The 14,136-nt window shown below is 71.3% G+C and carries 17 protein-coding genes; 9 read left to right on the forward strand and 8 right to left on the reverse strand.

Annotation, left to right across the window (positions count from 1 at the left end; genetic code table 11):
• Positions 1-51: 51 nt before the first annotated feature.
• Positions 52-957: a histidinol-phosphatase gene (gene hisN, locus G7071_RS10845; RefSeq protein WP_166318438.1), complete on the reverse strand. Its 906-nt coding sequence runs from the start codon at positions 955-957 to the stop codon at positions 52-54.
• Between the two features lie 43 nt (positions 958-1,000).
• Between hisN and G7071_RS10850 the strand changes: the two genes are divergently transcribed.
• Positions 1,001-1,468 (forward strand): DUF2231 domain-containing protein, encoded by a 468-nt coding sequence (locus G7071_RS10850; RefSeq protein ID WP_166318441.1) that lies wholly within the window; start codon positions 1,001-1,003, stop codon positions 1,466-1,468.
• Between the two features lie 3 nt (positions 1,469-1,471).
• Here G7071_RS10850 and rsgA read toward each other — a convergent pair whose 3' ends face one another.
• From rsgA to G7071_RS10865, 3 genes are read right to left on the reverse strand one after another with little or no spacing between them, the layout of a single operon-like run.
• A complete protein-coding gene (rsgA, locus tag G7071_RS10855) occupies positions 1,472-2,476 on the reverse strand; it encodes a ribosome small subunit-dependent GTPase A (RefSeq protein WP_166318444.1) in 1,005 nt (334 codons plus the stop codon).
• Positions 2,473-3,774 (reverse strand): 3-phosphoshikimate 1-carboxyvinyltransferase, encoded by a 1,302-nt coding sequence (gene aroA, locus G7071_RS10860; RefSeq protein ID WP_166318447.1) that lies wholly within the window; start codon positions 3,772-3,774, stop codon positions 2,473-2,475. The genes rsgA and aroA overlap by 4 nt, the downstream gene beginning before the upstream one ends.
• Positions 3,774-4,304 carry a DoxX family protein gene (locus tag G7071_RS10865; protein ID WP_166318450.1) on the reverse strand — a complete coding sequence of 177 codons (531 nt, stop codon included), beginning with the start codon at positions 4,302-4,304 and terminating at the stop codon, positions 3,774-3,776. Before G7071_RS10865 ends, aroA begins: the two co-directional genes overlap by 1 nt.
• Before the next feature lie 114 nt (positions 4,305-4,418).
• Between G7071_RS10865 and G7071_RS10870 the strand changes: the two genes are divergently transcribed.
• The 5 genes from G7071_RS10870 to G7071_RS20025 all read left to right on the forward strand — a co-directional run bounded on the left by G7071_RS10870 (position 4,419) and on the right by G7071_RS20025 (position 7,010).
• Positions 4,419-5,165, forward strand: a complete 747-nt coding sequence (locus tag G7071_RS10870) for an SOS response-associated peptidase (RefSeq protein ID WP_166318453.1) — start codon at positions 4,419-4,421, stop codon at positions 5,163-5,165.
• A gap of 13 nt (positions 5,166-5,178) precedes the next feature.
• Entirely contained in the window at positions 5,179-5,832 is a 654-nt protein-coding gene (locus G7071_RS10875) for an alpha/beta hydrolase family protein (protein WP_166318456.1), read from the forward strand.
• Positions 5,833-5,943: 111 nt separating this feature from the next.
• Entirely contained in the window at positions 5,944-6,573 is a 630-nt protein-coding gene (locus G7071_RS10880; RefSeq protein ID WP_206063016.1) for a sigma-70 family RNA polymerase sigma factor, read from the forward strand.
• Complete coding sequence (rsrA, locus tag G7071_RS10885; protein ID WP_166318462.1) at positions 6,573-6,833, forward strand: mycothiol system anti-sigma-R factor; 261 nt, start codon at positions 6,573-6,575, stop codon at positions 6,831-6,833. The genes G7071_RS10880 and rsrA overlap by 1 nt, the downstream gene beginning before the upstream one ends.
• A gap of 102 nt (positions 6,834-6,935) precedes the next feature.
• Complete coding sequence (locus G7071_RS20025) at positions 6,936-7,010, forward strand: 50S ribosomal protein bL37 (protein ID WP_369759046.1); 75 nt, start codon at positions 6,936-6,938, stop codon at positions 7,008-7,010.
• A gap of 108 nt (positions 7,011-7,118) precedes the next feature.
• Here the strand turns inward: G7071_RS20025 and G7071_RS10890 are convergent, their stop codons facing one another.
• Positions 7,119-7,502 carry a thioesterase family protein gene (locus tag G7071_RS10890; protein ID WP_166318465.1) on the reverse strand — a complete coding sequence of 128 codons (384 nt, stop codon included), beginning with the start codon at positions 7,500-7,502 and terminating at the stop codon, positions 7,119-7,121.
• Between the two features lie 74 nt (positions 7,503-7,576).
• On the opposite strand from G7071_RS10890, the gene G7071_RS10895 reads away from it, so the two are divergent.
• Together G7071_RS10895 and G7071_RS10900 are read left to right on the forward strand one after the other, a co-directional pair.
• Complete coding sequence (locus G7071_RS10895; RefSeq protein WP_246209949.1) at positions 7,577-8,098, forward strand: SigE family RNA polymerase sigma factor; 522 nt, start codon at positions 7,577-7,579, stop codon at positions 8,096-8,098.
• On the forward strand, positions 8,095-9,537 hold the full coding sequence (locus G7071_RS10900) for a hypothetical protein (protein ID WP_166318471.1): 1,443 nt from the start codon (positions 8,095-8,097) through the stop codon (positions 9,535-9,537). The genes G7071_RS10895 and G7071_RS10900 overlap by 4 nt, the downstream gene beginning before the upstream one ends.
• Positions 9,538-9,550: 13 nt before the next feature.
• Here G7071_RS10900 and G7071_RS10905 read toward each other — a convergent pair whose 3' ends face one another.
• The 3 genes from G7071_RS10905 to G7071_RS10915 all read right to left on the reverse strand — a co-directional run bounded on the left by G7071_RS10905 (position 9,551) and on the right by G7071_RS10915 (position 12,597).
• Complete coding sequence (locus tag G7071_RS10905; RefSeq protein WP_246209950.1) at positions 9,551-9,985, reverse strand: GNAT family N-acetyltransferase; 435 nt, start codon at positions 9,983-9,985, stop codon at positions 9,551-9,553.
• Positions 9,986-10,038: 53 nt separating this feature from the next.
• On the reverse strand, positions 10,039-11,556 hold the full coding sequence (locus G7071_RS10910; protein WP_246209952.1) for an acetolactate synthase: 1,518 nt from the start codon (positions 11,554-11,556) through the stop codon (positions 10,039-10,041).
• A gap of 183 nt (positions 11,557-11,739) precedes the next feature.
• Positions 11,740-12,597: a DUF2785 domain-containing protein gene (locus G7071_RS10915; protein WP_166318474.1), complete on the reverse strand. Its 858-nt coding sequence runs from the start codon at positions 12,595-12,597 to the stop codon at positions 11,740-11,742.
• Between the two features lie 33 nt (positions 12,598-12,630).
• On the opposite strand from G7071_RS10915, the gene G7071_RS10920 reads away from it, so the two are divergent.
• The gene (locus G7071_RS10920) at positions 12,631-14,112 is read left to right on the forward strand and encodes a sensor histidine kinase (RefSeq protein ID WP_166318477.1); all 1,482 of its coding nucleotides are present in this window, start codon (positions 12,631-12,633) and stop codon (positions 14,110-14,112) included.
• Positions 14,113-14,136: the final 24 nt, after the last annotated feature.

The raw sequence follows: 14,136 nt of genomic DNA on the forward strand, positions 1-14,136 counted from the left end.
CTTGCTTGCCACGCTAGCGCTCGCGCAGGCGGCAGTGGAAGGAGGTCGGTCTCAGTCCTCGGACGAGGGGGACTGGCGTGACCTCAGGTCGTGCACCGAGCCGCGCCCCTGCTGGGTCGAGTCGGGGTCGGAGTCGTCATGGCGCATCGAGCCCAGGAAGGACAGCGCCGCGTCGTGGAGGTGGCCGTTGCTGGCGATCGCGTTGCCGCCGTACGGGCCGTCGACGCCGTCGAGGGACGTGAAGCGCCCGCCGGCCTCGCGGACGATGACGTCGAGCGCCGCCATGTCATAGACCTCGAGCTCGGGCTCGGCCGCGAGGTCCACGGTCCCCTCCGCGAGGAGCATGTAGGACCAGAAGTCGCCATACGCCCGGGTGCGCCAGCAGCGCCGCGAGAGTGAGATGAAGTCCTGCAGGCGGTCGCGCTCGTCCCAGCCCGAGAGCGAGCTGTAGGACAGGGACGCGTCCTCGAGGGCCCGGACGTCGGAGACCTCGCACGGGGTGGCCTTGAGCAGCGAACGACCGGTCCACGCGCCGTTGCCCTTCGACGCCCACCAGCGTCGCTGCAGCGCCGGCGCGGACACGACGCCCAGGACGACCTCGTCGTCGACCGCCAGCGAGATCAGGGTGGCCCAGACAGGGACCCCGCGGACGTAGTTCTTGGTGCCGTCGATCGGGTCGATGATCCAGCGTCGCTGGCTGTGCCCGCTGGAGCCCTGCTCCTCGCCGAGGACCGCGTCGCGTGAGCGAGCGCGCGAGAGCGTCCGGCGGATGCCCTCCTCGACGGTCTGGTCGGCGTCGGTGACCGGCGTCAGGTCGGGCTTGCTCATGACGTGCAGGTCGAGCGACTTGAAGCGGGCCATGGTCGTCGAGTCGGCGTCGTCGGCCAGGACGTGCGCCAGGCGCAGGTCGTCGATGTAGTTGAACTGGCTCGCGTCGCTGGGGCCGGAGATGGGCATGGCCGACAGGCTATTGCCACCGCGTCGGTCTACGGTGTCCGCCATGGAGATCTTCGGCCTGCCGTTGCACCCCCTGGTCGTCCACGCGGTCGTCGTCCTCGCCCCGCTCGCGGGCCTGGTCGGCCTCGCCTACGCGTTCGTGCCGAAGTGGCGCTGGCTGCTGCGCTGGCCGCTCGTCGCGCTGTCGCTGGTGGTGGCGACCGCGGCCCTGGTCGCCGTGGCGGCGGGGGAGTCGCTGCTCGACGCCCGCCCCGAGCTCGAGCCCCTGGTGGAGGAGCACGAGGAGTACGGCGAGCTGCTGCGCACCTGGGCCCTGACGTTCGTCGTCGACGCGGTGCTCGCGGCCTGGGCGCTCGGCGGCCCGTCCGCGCTGGCGTCGGGTCGAGGGGCCCGGGAGTCCAAGGGTGCCCTCGGCTGGGTCGCGCTGGTCCTGCTCGTCGCGGGCTCGATCGGGCTGATGGTGCTGGTCTTCCTCGCCGGTGACTCCGGTTCTCGCGCGGTCTGGGGCTGACCCCTACCAGTCCGCTGCACCCTCGCGCGCGGCCAGCAGCCGCCGGAACGACTCGACGCGGTCGGGATCCGTCTCGCCGGACTCGATGGCCACGTCGAGGCCACACTCGGGCTCGCCGGTGCCGTGGCTGCAGCCGCGCGGGCAGTCCTCGGTCATCTCCTCCAGGTCGGGGAAGGTGCCGATCAGGTCCTCGGGCTTCACGTGCGCCAGCCCGAACGAGCGGATGCCGGGGGTGTCGATGATCCAGCCCTCGCCCCTGCCGTCGGGACCGGGCAGCTCGAGCAGATAGGCCGAGGTGGAGGTGTGCCGGCCGCGGCCGGTGACGGCGTTGACGATGCCGACGCTGCGGTGGGCCTCCGGCACCAGCGCGTTGACCAGCGTCGACTTGCCGACACCGCTGTGGCCCACCAGCACGCTCGTGCGTCCGCGCAACCGGTCTCGGACCTCGGCCAGGTCGCCGCCGCGCTCGGTCACCACCCACGGCACGCCCAGCGAGCGATAGGTCGACAGCAGCACCTCCGGGTCGGCGAGGTCGGCCTTGGTCAGGCACAGGAGCGGGGCCATGCCGGCGTCGTATGCCGCCACCAGCGCCCGGTCGATGAGGCGCGGGCGTGGCTCGGGGTCGGCCAGGGCCGCGACCACGACGAGCTGGTCGGCGTTGGAGACGATCACCCGCTCGACGGGGTCGTCGTCATCCGCCGTACGCCGCAGCGTGGTCGTCCTCGGCACGACCTCCACGATCCGGGCGAGCGAGCCGTCGACCCCCGACACGTCTCCGACCACCCGCACCCGGTCGCCGACCACCACGCCCTTGCGGCCCAGCGGTCGCGACTTCATCGCCATCACCGTGACGCCGTCGATCAGCAGCGTGAACCGTCCGCGGTCGACGGTGACGACGACCCCGTCGACGGCGTCGTCGTAGGACGGGCGGTCCTTGGTGCGGGGGCGGGTGCGACGGCGTGGCCGCTCGTAGTGCTCGGCGTCGTGGTCGGTGTAGCGGTTGCTCACCGATGCTCCACGAGGGCCGGCCCGGTCAGGTCGAGCCACGCGCCCGCGAAGTCGGGGAACGTCTTGGCCGTCGTCTCGATGTCCTCGACGAGCACGCCGCCGACGGCCGAGCCGATGATGACCCCGGCGTGGGCCATCCGGTGGTCGGCATAGGTGCGGAAGACGCCGCCGTGCAGGGTCGCGGGCCGGATCGAGAGCCCGTCGGCGTGCTCGGTGACGTCGGCGCCGAGGTTGCCGAGCTCGCGGGCCAGGGCCGCGAGGCGGTCGGTCTCGTGGCCCCGGATGTGGCCGATGCCGCGCAGGTGGGAGGGCGAGTCGGCCAGGGCACACAGCGCCGCGATCGCCGGGGTCAGCTCGCCCACGTCGTGGAGGTCGAGGTCGACACCGTGGAGCTGACCGGCGCCGCGCACGGTCAGGCCGACGTCGTCCAGCGAGACCTCGCAGCCCATCCGGGTCAGCACCTCGCGCAGCTCGTCTCCCGGCTGCGTGGTGCTCGACGGCCAGTCGCGGATGGTGATCTCCCCGCCGGTCGTGGCCGCCAGCGCGAGGAAGGGGGCCGCGTTGGACAGGTCGGGCTCGATCGCCTCGTCGACGGCCCCGATCGGTCCCGGCGCGACGGCCCAGCGGTTGGCGTCCGTGTCGTCGACCTCGACGCCGCGGGCTCGGAGCATCGAGATCGTCATGTCGATGTGGGGGAGCGACGGCACGGGCTTGCCGTCGTGGCGCACGTCGACGCCCTCGTCATATCGCGCGCCGGCCAGCAGGAGCGCGGAGATGAACTGCGAGGACGCGCTGGCGTCGATCACGACCGTCCCACCGCGCACCGACCCGTGGCCGCGGACGGTGAACGGGAGCGAACCGCGGCCGCCGTCGTCGATGTCGACCCCGAGACCCCCCAGCGCGGCGAGCACCTCGCCGACGGGCCGGTTGCGCATGTGCGGGTCGCCGTCGAAGCTGATGCGCCCCGTCGACAAACCGGCCACCGGCGGCACGAACCGCATCACCGTCCCGGCCAGCCCGCAGTCGACGTCAGCGTCGTGGGTCAGGTCGGCGGGGGTGATGCGCCAGTCGTCCCCCTCGTCGACCACACCGATGCCCATCGCGGCCAGCGCGGCGGTCATCAACAAGGTGTCGCGCGAGCGGAGCGGTCGGCGTACGACGCTGGGTCCGTCGGCCAGCGCCGCCAGGATCAGCGCGCGGTTGGTCAGCGACTTGCTGCCCGGCAACGAGATCGTGCTGGTGACCGGCGAGGTGGGGCGCGGTGCGGGCCAGGGGTCGGCGAGGGGGCTGCCGACCATCAGGTCAGCTGAGCCTTCGCCAGCTTCGCCTCGCGACGTGCGTCCTTGGCCAGCTGACCCGCCTCGCGCTTGGCGTCCTTGGCGAGCCGGCGGGCGCGCCAGGGCAGGCCGGGCTTGCCGTCGGTGTCGACACCGGCGAGCAGCAGGCCGCCCATCATCGAGACGTTCTTGAAGAAGTGGACCTTCTGGTTGCCCTTCGCGGCCGGGTCGGACTCCTCCCAGAAGCGGTGGGCAGCCATCGTCGTGGGGACGAGCGAGGCAGCGAGGACCGCCGAGGACAGCCGGGGCGCCCGTCCGGTCGCGAGGGCAGCGCCGGCGAGGATGTGGACCGCCGCGTTGAGCCGGACCAGCGTGACCGGGTCGGTCGGGATGGGTGCCTGCGGCACGGCCTTCTGCATCATCGGCACCACCTTGTCGGTGACAGGTTGCGCTGCCGGCGCCAACGAGGTGGCGTTCTTGAGCGAGTTGATGCCACCGACGACGAACATCGAGGCAAGCATCGGACGAGCGAGCAGTCTGGTGACGGTCATGGCTCTTTCCTACACGATCTGCTGGCAGGGTGCCCCACCTGATGGGGCACTGGTCTGCTCGGCCCCTCTGGTCGGGCACTGGCTCATCTCGCGGATCTCACTAGTCTGGCTGCCATGTGTGGTCGCTACGCCTCCTCCCGCCGGCCGGAGGACCTGATCGATGAGTTCGAGGTCGTCGAGGATCGCACCCCCGTCCCGCTCGCAGCCGACTACAACATCGCGCCCACCAAGCAGGTCTATGCAGTCGTCGAGCGCCCCCCGAGCAAGGACAGCCCCGAGCCGCCCGAGCGCCAGCTGCGGGTGCTGACCTGGGGGCTGGTCCCGTCGTGGGCCAAGGACCCGAGCATCGGCAACCGGATGATCAACGCCCGGATGGAGACGGTCGCCGAGAAGCCGGCCTTCAAGCGGGCCTTCGCCGTCCGGCGCTGCCTGCTCCCGGCCGACGGCTACTACGAGTGGTATCCCACCTCGCAGACCAATGCGAAGGGCAAGCCGGTCAAGCAGCCCTACTTCATCCGCCCCGCTGACGGCGGTGTCCTCGCGATGGCCGGGCTCTACGAGATCTGGCGCGACCCCGCCCGCGCCGACGGCGACCCCGACCGGTTCCGCTGGACCTGCACGGTCCTGACCACCGAGGCGGAGGACTCGCTCGGCCACATCCACGACCGGATGCCGCTGATGGTCGAGCGCGACCGCTGGGCCGAGTGGCTCGACCCACGCACCGCTGGCCGGACCGAGCTGCTGGTCCCCGCCGCCCCGGGAAACCTCGAGGCCTATCCCGTCGCACCCCTGGTCAGCAACGTGCGCAACAACGGCCCCGAGCTCGTCCAGCCACTTCCCCTCGAGGAGGCACTTGCATGAGAGAGGGCACGCCATGAGGAAGGCCGAGGTGCGCAGCATCAACACGCCGTACGGCGAGGGCCGGCTCCACGTCCGGCGGGCGACCAGCCCGGTCGCGACCCTGCTGCTGAGCCACGGCGCCGGGCGCGGGATCGACGCGCCCGACCTGGAGGCGCTGGCCCAGGCGCTGCCGGGCAACGGCGTGAGCGTGATGCTCTTCGAGCAGCCCTGGCACGTCGCGGGGCGCAAGATCGCGACCCCGCCCGCCACCCTGGACGCCGGGCTCACCGCAGCCGCCGACGCCATGCGCGGCCGGACCCCGCTCGTGGTCGGGGGGCGCTCCGCCGGGGCCAGGTCGGGAGCGCGCTGCGCGAAGTCCCTGGGCGCTCGCGGCGTGCTCGCCCTGTCCTTCCCGCTGCACCCGCCCGGGAGGCCCGAGAAGAGCCGGGTCGAGGAGCTGCGGTCCGCCGGGCTGCCGATCCTGGTGGTGCAGGGCGAGCGCGACGCCATGGGCCGGCCCGACGAGTTCCCCGACGATGTCGCCGGCCTCGACCTGACCGTGATCCCCGAGGCCGACCACGGGCTCAAGGTCCCCAAGCGGGCGGAGATCTCGCAGGCCGAGGCGCTCGGGATCGTCGTGGAGTCCACGCTGGAGTGGTTGGTGCGCGACATCGCCGGTGTCGGCTGAGACGCGGGGAATGGTCGCCGTACGCCTCTTGTTGTGCCTGTCGTGATGGCAACCATCGACTTCGAGGACGAGCTGCTCGACGATGCCCGGGCGGCGGTAGTGTGGCAGGCGATGACTGAATCCCTTGCTGACGACCTGCGCGAGACCGAGAACGCCGACGAGCGCTCGGCCCGGTTCGAGCGCGATGCGCTGCCCTTCCTCGACCAGCTCTATGGCGCGGCGATGCGGATGACGCGCAACCCCGCCGATGCCGAGGACCTGGTGCAGGAGACGTTCGCCAAGGCGTTCTCGGCGTTCCACCAGTTCAAGCCGGGGACCAACCTCAAGGCCTGGCTCTATCGCATCCTGACCAACACCTACATCAACTCCTATCGCAAGAAGCAGCGCGAGCCGCAGCAGTCGATGGCCGAGGACGTCGAGGACTGGCAGCTCGCGCGGGCCGAGTCCCACAGCTCCACCGGTCTGAAGTCGGCGGAGATGGAGGCGTTGGAGCACCTGCCCGACTCCGAGGTCAAGAGCGCCCTGCAGCGGTTGCCCGAGGAGTTCCGCCTGGCGGTCTATCTCGCCGACGTCGAGGGTTTTCCCTACAAGGAGATCGCCGAGATCATGAACACCCCCATCGGCACCGTGATGTCCCGCCTGCACCGCGGACGACGCCAGCTGCGCGACATGCTCGCCGACCACGTGCGAGCCAACGACCTGCTACCCCGCACCGACTCCGCACCGACGGAGGTCAGCTGATGACCCACGACTCCGGCGACGGTTGCGCCGACTACCTCGAGCGGATCGTCTTCTTCCTCGACAACGAGCTCGACGACGCCGACTGCGCCCAGGTGCAGGTGCACCTCGACGAGTGCGGCCCCTGCCTGGAGAAGTACGACCTCCAGCGCACCGTCAAGCAGATCGTCGCCCGGTCCTGCTCCGAGCGGGCCCCCGACGAGCTGCGCGACCGGGTGCGGGTCCAGATCCGCCAGGTGCAGTTCCGCCTCAACGAGAGCTGATCGGCGAGCGGTCTGATTCGCTCTTGGCGCTCGCGTCTGGGAGGATGACCGATGCCCTGTACGGGCACTCAGTCCAGGGCACATCGATCCACGGAGGTCATTATGGGCAAGACCGGACGCAAGCGCCGCGCTCGCAAGAAGAAGGGCGCGAACCACGGCAAGCGCCCCAACGCCTGAGCGAAGTTTTTCTGTCGGAGTCCCCGCCCAGGCGGGGACTCCTTCGCTTTGTGCAGGCACGAAGCGGCGACTTCCCCGCCTGAGCGGGGACGTCGCCGCCGGCCCGGGTCAGACCCGGGAGAGGAACCGCTCCGCGTCGACGACCACCCGGGTGACCTCCCCGGTGGCCACCACCTTGGTGTCCTTGGCGGTCCCGCCGGCGTGCCGGGCGGCGACGGAGAACCGGTGGAGGCGGCCATCGACGTGGACGCTCGTCGCGGTGACCTCGAGCACGGCGCCCACGGGACTGGCGCCGACGTGCTCGAGCGAGACACGGGTGCCGACGCTCGTGGACCCGTCGGGCAGCGCCGACTCGATCGCTGCGCAGGTCGCTGCCTCGCACCACGCGAGCACCCGCGGAGTGCCCAGGACCGGCAACGAGCCGCTCCCCACGGCCAGGGCGGTGTCGTCGTCGGTCACGGTGAACGTGAGTGTCGCGTGCTGCTCGGTCATGGGCAGATCCTAGGTTGGGCCGAGAAGTCGGGCGCGTCGAGCAACCTCGGGGTGGCTGCGACGTCATAGGGGGTGTGACGATCGAGGTGCAGGAGCCGGTACGGCAGGTGGAGCTCGCGGAGCTGTATGCCGCGCACCGGCTCGGTCTGGTTCGCCTGGCCGTGCTCCTGGTCGATGACCTCGCCAGCGCCGAGGACGTCGTCCAGGACGCCTTCACCGCGCTCGCCCGGCGCAGTGGGGGACTGCGGGACCCGTCCGCGGCGGTCGGCTACCTGCGGGTCTCGGTGGTCAACGGAGCGCGGTCGATGCTGCGCCGGCGGCGCACCGTCCGCGGTTACGTGCCGCCCAGGCCGCTCGAACCGGAAGGACCAGAAGACCGTGCCGTCGTGGCGGAGGAGCACCGCGAGCTGCTCGACGCGGTCAAGGCTCTCGCGCCGCGACAGCGCGAGGTGCTGGTGCTGCGCTACTGGTCGGGGCTCTCCGAGGCGGAGATCGCCCACGCTCTCGGCATCAGCCCCGGGACGGTGAAGTCGACCGCCAGTCGCGCGCTCGACGTGCTCGAACGAATCCTCGGGGACAAGGAGGACAGGTCATGAACGATCTCGAAGCCCGTCTCGCCGAGGCGTTCTCGGCGCGCGCCGGCTCGGTCCAGTCCGAGGACCTGTCCGACCGGCCCCTGCCCGCGTCGATCGTGCCGTTGTGGCGGCGGACCCCTGTCCTGATGGCTGCTGCCGCCTGTCTGGCCGTCGTCGCGACCTCCGCGGTCGTGCTGGCCGGCCTGCCCCAGAGGCACGAGGGGCCCCGGCCGGCTGGCCCGACGCCCCAGGTCGTGCTGCCGACCGACGTGGGCGTCGACTGGCCCCGGGCGAAGGCGTCCGCCCGGCCTCGACTCGACCTCGACGGCGACGGCACCGTCGAGACGGTGCAGCTCCTGGCTGAGCCGAGCGAGGACTTCGACGGTCGTGTGCGGCTGCAGACCACGCTGAGCGGGTCGGGGGACCGTGCCTTCGGCGTGATCGACATCGGCACCTCGATCGGGGTCGATGCGCTGGCGCCGATCGACGCCGACCGCGACGGCGACCAGGAGCTGGTGATCTACCACGAGGCGACCGACGACGTGATGGACCAGCTGGTGGTCGTGCTGGACCTGCGCGACGGCCTGCTGGTCGAGGCGCCACAGAGCTCCCCGGGGCTGCTGATGCGCGGCACCGCGCCGGTCCCCGACGACGCCCCGGTCGGCGACTACTACCAGCTGGTCCAGATCCGCGACTACTGGATCGAGGACGGCCGGCTGTTCTCCAGCAGCTCGCACAACGCCTTCGCCGAATACATGGGCGGCATGAACGTGGCACGCCCGGAGCGCCTGGTCGTCAGTCTCGTCGAGTGGGTCCTGCGCGACGACGGGGTCCTCGAGCCGATGCCGGCCGACGAGCCGTGCCGGGTCGTCGAGCTCGGCGGCCCGGCGAAGGGGCGCGCCTGTGAGCCGGGGGAGCGGGACGCCCCGCCCAGGGTCGCGCCGGTCGCCGACGAGGTCGTCCGCGTGGGCGGGACCTTCTCCTCGCGGGTCGGCTACCGCTACGACGTCCGGGTCGAGGCCGGCGGCGGCGACCCCACCCTCGTGGTCGCGAACGAGGACGGCCGACGTGTCGAACAGCCGCTCGACCTGGGTCCCGATCCGGTGGTCTTCACCCAGCAGCCACTCGGTGTGCTCTCCGACGGGGCGTCCGTGGTCGCCGCCGCCGACGACGCGGTGAGCTCGAGGATGACGGTGTTCGGTCAGGACCGCGACCGGATGGTGCCCTACGAGGTCGTCGGTGACATCGAGCTCGGCTCCGGTGTGACCGCCGGAGGCGCTGGTCTGCGGACCTGGCTGACCACCGGCGGGAGCCTGGTCACCGCGGTCCACACCGGGGACGGCGATGCGTGGGACGTCTTCACCTGGACCGGCTTCCGCGGTCACAAGATGGGCGCGATACCCCGCGGCACCGTGTGCTTCGACGACATCGCGGACCCGGACACGGCGCGCACCTGCTGATCGGCAGCGGAGCTCAGTCGAGCTGCTTCCCGAACGCGATCAGGTGCACGTCAGGGGCAGGACTCCAGTCGCGCTCCGGCAGGCGCTCGTAGCCCAGTCGCGCATAGACGGCGTGCGCCGCGGTCATCACGGCCAGCGACGAGAGCACCATCGCCACGGCACCGTGCGACCGCGCCCGCTCCTCGCAGGTGCGGGCCAGCGCCATACCGACGCCCCTGCCCCGGGCGCTCGGGGCCACCGACAGCATCCGGAACTCGCCCTCGTCGTCCCTGCTGATCTCCCGCCACACCGAGCCCGGCGGACAGTAGGTCACGCAACCGAGCACCTCGTCGCCGTCGACCGCGACCCAGACCTCCGCCTCGGCGTCGCGGCGCGCCACGTCGCCCACCCGCTCGCGATAGAAGTCCTCGGCCCCGGTGAAGAAGGGTTCGTATGCCGCCAGGCACACCGCTCCCGCCCCGAGGTGCTCCCCGGGGCGGATGCGGCGGATCCGCAGGCTCTTCAGATGCCCAGGGTGTTGCGTGGGTAGGCCGCCTCGACGTCGGTGATCACGTTGACGAGGTAGGGCACGCCCGAGGCATAGGCCCGGTCCAGGGCCGGACCGATCTCCTTGGGGTCGGTGACCTGCTCGCCGGCGCCGCCCAGCGCGGTGACGACCTGGTGGTAGGGAGTCTGCTGGGCCAGGTCGGCGATGACGTCGTAGCCATAGATCATCTGCATGGGTCCCTTCTCCAGGCCCCAGGCCGAGTTGTTGCCCATCACCATGACGACCGGCAGGTTGTGGCGGACGAGCGTGTCGACGTCCATCAGCGAGAACCCTGCCGCGCCGTCGCCGAGCAGCAGCGTCACCTGGGCGGAAGGTCGAGCGACCCGCGCCGCGATCGCAGCGCCCAGGCCGGCACCGAGGCAGCCGTAGGGGCCGGGGTCGAGCCAGCTGCCGGGCCGCTTGGGCTCGACGAACTTCCCGGCGAAGCTGACGAAGTCGCCACCGTCGCCGATGACGACAGCGTCGTCGGCCAACCGGGGGACCAGCTCGCCATAGATGCGGGCGGGGTGGATCGGGTCGGCCTCGGCGGTGAGGAGCTCGTTGTCCTTGGCGGCGTTGGCCTTGACCACGTCGGCCAGCTCAGCTGTCCAGCCCGACCAGTCGGGAGTGCTGCGCCCGCCCTGGACGGCCGTGACCAGACCGTCGAAGACCGACGTGAGGTCGCCTGCCGCCGTGGCCTCGAGCTGGGCGTGCTGGGCCAGCTGGCCGGGTGAGTCGGCGACGTGCACGACCTTGGCGGGCGTGGCCCCGTCCTTGCCGCCGAAGGCGCCGTAGCCGAGGCGGAAGTCGAGGGGCGTGCCGACGACGATGACGAGGTCGGCGCTGTTGAGCGCGACGCCTCGCGCCTTGGTGACCAGGAGCGGGTGTCCACCCGGCAGGATCCCGCGGCCCATGCCGTTGGTGAGCGCCGGGATGCCGAGGGACTCCACCATCCGCAGGGCCGCCTCCTCGGCGTGGTCGCCCCACACGTCGGTCCCGAGCACCATCAGCGGGTGCCGTGACTGCGCGAGCAGGTCGGCGATGCGCGAGATGTCGTCGCCGTCGGGCTCGACGGCCGCGACGGCCACCCCAGCGCCTGCAGAACCGGAGCCGACGCCGAAGAACGCGTCCATGGGTACGTCGACGAACACTGGTCCGCGGTGCGATGAGCGCGCGACGGTGAACGCGTCGTCGAAGCCGGCCGCCACGTCGTCGGGCGTGTGGAGGGTGCGGGCCTGCTTGGACACCGGGGCGACGATCGGCAGGTGGTCGATCTCCTGCAGGGCGCCGGTGCCCCAGCGGTTGCTCGGGGCGCGCCCCCCGACGACCACCATCGGCGAGCCGGCGAACTGCGCCTGGGCGATCGCCGAGAGACCGTTGGTGACACCGGGGCCCGCTGTGAGCACAGCAAGTCCCGGCACCCGGGTCAGCTTGCCGGTGGCCTCTGCAGCGAAGGCAGCCGTCTGCTCGTGGCGGACGTCGAGGAGCCGCATCGGGGGTCGGCCTTCACGGCGCCGTCGTACATGGGGAAGACATGCGCTCCCGAGAGGGTGAACATGGTCTCGACTCCGTGAGCGCGGGCTACGGAGACGGCGAGCTCGCCGCTGTGCCCTTTGATGTCCTCAGTCATGCGGCGAACGCTAGAGCATGGCGAAAGGCTGTGACGGGGCCTTCGATCAGTTGTGGGTGCCCTGTGACGTAAGAAACGGTGAATTGGTTTCTTTGAGCGCTTCGACCAGGACCAGGATCAGGTCGGGCCGCACCTGGGGTGGACTTGCCGCCAGCTGGAGCTGCAGGTGCAGCGAGCGGAGGAAGGCCTGCGCGTTGCCCGTCACGAGGTAGGGGTCGAGGTCGCCGCTGTGGGCGAACGGGTTGGCCGCCTGGGCGATCCGCATGACCCATGGCTCCAGCACCTTGAGGCTGACGACGTTGCGCCGCAGGATCTGCATCGTCGCCGCGGCCATGCGGTCGGTCTCGCCGGCCACCAGCAGCTCGGACTCCTGCATCAGGAGCCGGTCGGCCAGCACGTCGAGCAGCACGGTCAGCTCATTGGTGGCGAAGTGCGGGGAGTGTGCGAGCGTCCCGATCGCGTCCGACCCGTGGGCGAGGGCGTGGGCCCAGCCCTTCCCGGGGACGTAGCCGCGGGTGTCCTGCTCACGCAGGAACCAGGAGGCGATGCGGTCACCCCACTCGAAGATCTTCGTGCCCGGCAGGAGGTATTGCTGGTTGTCGCGCGCGAGGCACTCCGCCAGCGCCAGGACCGAGAAGCTGCGTCGGAACACGGTGTCGGTGTCACGCTCGCCGATCCCGACGGCGAGGCCGGCGGCCATGCCGTCGCCCAGGCCGGCCAGCAGGTCGTCGTACACCCCTCGCTCGATCCAGGTCGAGAGGGCCGGGAACGCGGTGCCGTCGCGCTGCTCGGGGTCGGGGGAACCGAGCATGGTGGTCAGCTCGGCCGTGAGGTCGTCCAGAGGTCTGTCGACGGGAACCTCGAGACCCGTCTTGAGGACCCCCCGCCAATACCCGATGACCATGGGGGCATCTTGCCAGACTCTAGGGTGGGCCTCGTGCCGTCCCTCATCGAGCTCGTCCGCGCGCACACCGACCTCGACGACCACGACCTCGCCTGGCTGCACCGATTGATGGCCGACTGGCAGATCATCGCCGACCTGTCCTTCGCGGACCTCGTGCTCTGGTTGCCCGACCGGGACGGTGGCGGGTTCTGGGCCGGGGGCCAGATGCGCCCCACCACCGGCCCGACGGCCCTGGCGGACGACCTGGTCGGGACCTTCGTGCCGAGCGGACGGCGCCGGATGCTGGACGAGGCACACGCGACGGGCCGACTGGTCCGCGAAGGTGACCCGGAGTGGCGAGACGACGTCCCGGTGCGGGTGGAGGTCATTCCCGTACGCCGAGCAGGCCGGATCATCGCGCTGGTGGCCCGCAACACCAACCTTCTCGGGGTGCGCACACCGAGCCGGCTGGAGCTGTCCTACCTGCAGACGGCCGCCGATCTCACCCAGATGATCGCCGGCGGCTGGTTCCCCTACGAGGGTCAGCGCAGTGATCACGCCGATTCGCCACGCGTCGGTGACGGGTTCCTGCGCCTCGACCTCGCCGGGCGCGTGGCCTACGCAAGCCCCAACGCGCTCTCGGTCTATCGACGGCTGGGGCTGCACGGGGACATGACCAATCTCGTCCTCGCCGACCTGACCCGCGAGCTCGTCCCGCCGCGCCGGCGGCCCGACGAGGAGACCCTCAGCGCCGTCCTGGGTGGCCGCACGGATCGCGACACCGAGATCGCGACCGAGGAGGCCGCTCTCATCGTCCGCAGCATCCCGTTGCGCCCGCACGGCGAGCGGATCGGGGCGGTCGTGCTGCTGAGGGACGTCACCGACCTGCGGCGCCGGGACCGGGAGCTGGTCACGAAGGACGCGACCATCCGCGAGATCCACCACCGGGTCAAGAACAACCTCCAGACCGTGGCTGCCCTGCTGCGCCTCCAGGCACGCCGGATCGGGCAGCCGGAGGCCCGGGCGGCGCTCGAGGAAGCGGTCCGTCGCGTGGGATCCATCGCGATCGTGCACGAGACGCTCAGTCAGGCGGTCGAGGAGAACGTCGAGTTCGACGACGTCGCCGACCGCCTGTGCCGGATGGTCACCGACGTGGGTGCTGTGGGTGGTCGGGTGCAGATCGTGCGCGAGGGGTCGTTCGGCGTGCTCTCCTCGGAGACCGCGACCGCCCTGTCGATGGTCCTGACCGAGATCGTGCAGAACGCCGTCGAGCACGGCTATCCCCAGGCGGACGACTCCGGGGAGAGTGCAGGTCGCATCCTGGTCACCGCCAACCGGATCGTCGGTCGGCTCCATGTCAGCGTCGAGGACGACGGGGTGGGCCTGCCCCCGGGGTTCGAGCTGGACTCGACGACCAGTCTCGGACTGTCGATCGTGCGAACCCTGGTCGAGTCAGAGCTCGCAGGCATCCTCGAGATGGGCGCCGCCAGGAGCGGCGACGGGGCGCGGGTCCAGGTCGACGTCCCGCTGGACTGATGGCCCGAGTCCGCCCTGGATGAT

The sequence above is a fragment of the Nocardioides piscis genome (genome assembly GCF_011300215.1).
GTDB classification, from domain to species: domain Bacteria; phylum Actinomycetota; class Actinomycetes; order Propionibacteriales; family Nocardioidaceae; genus Nocardioides; species Nocardioides piscis.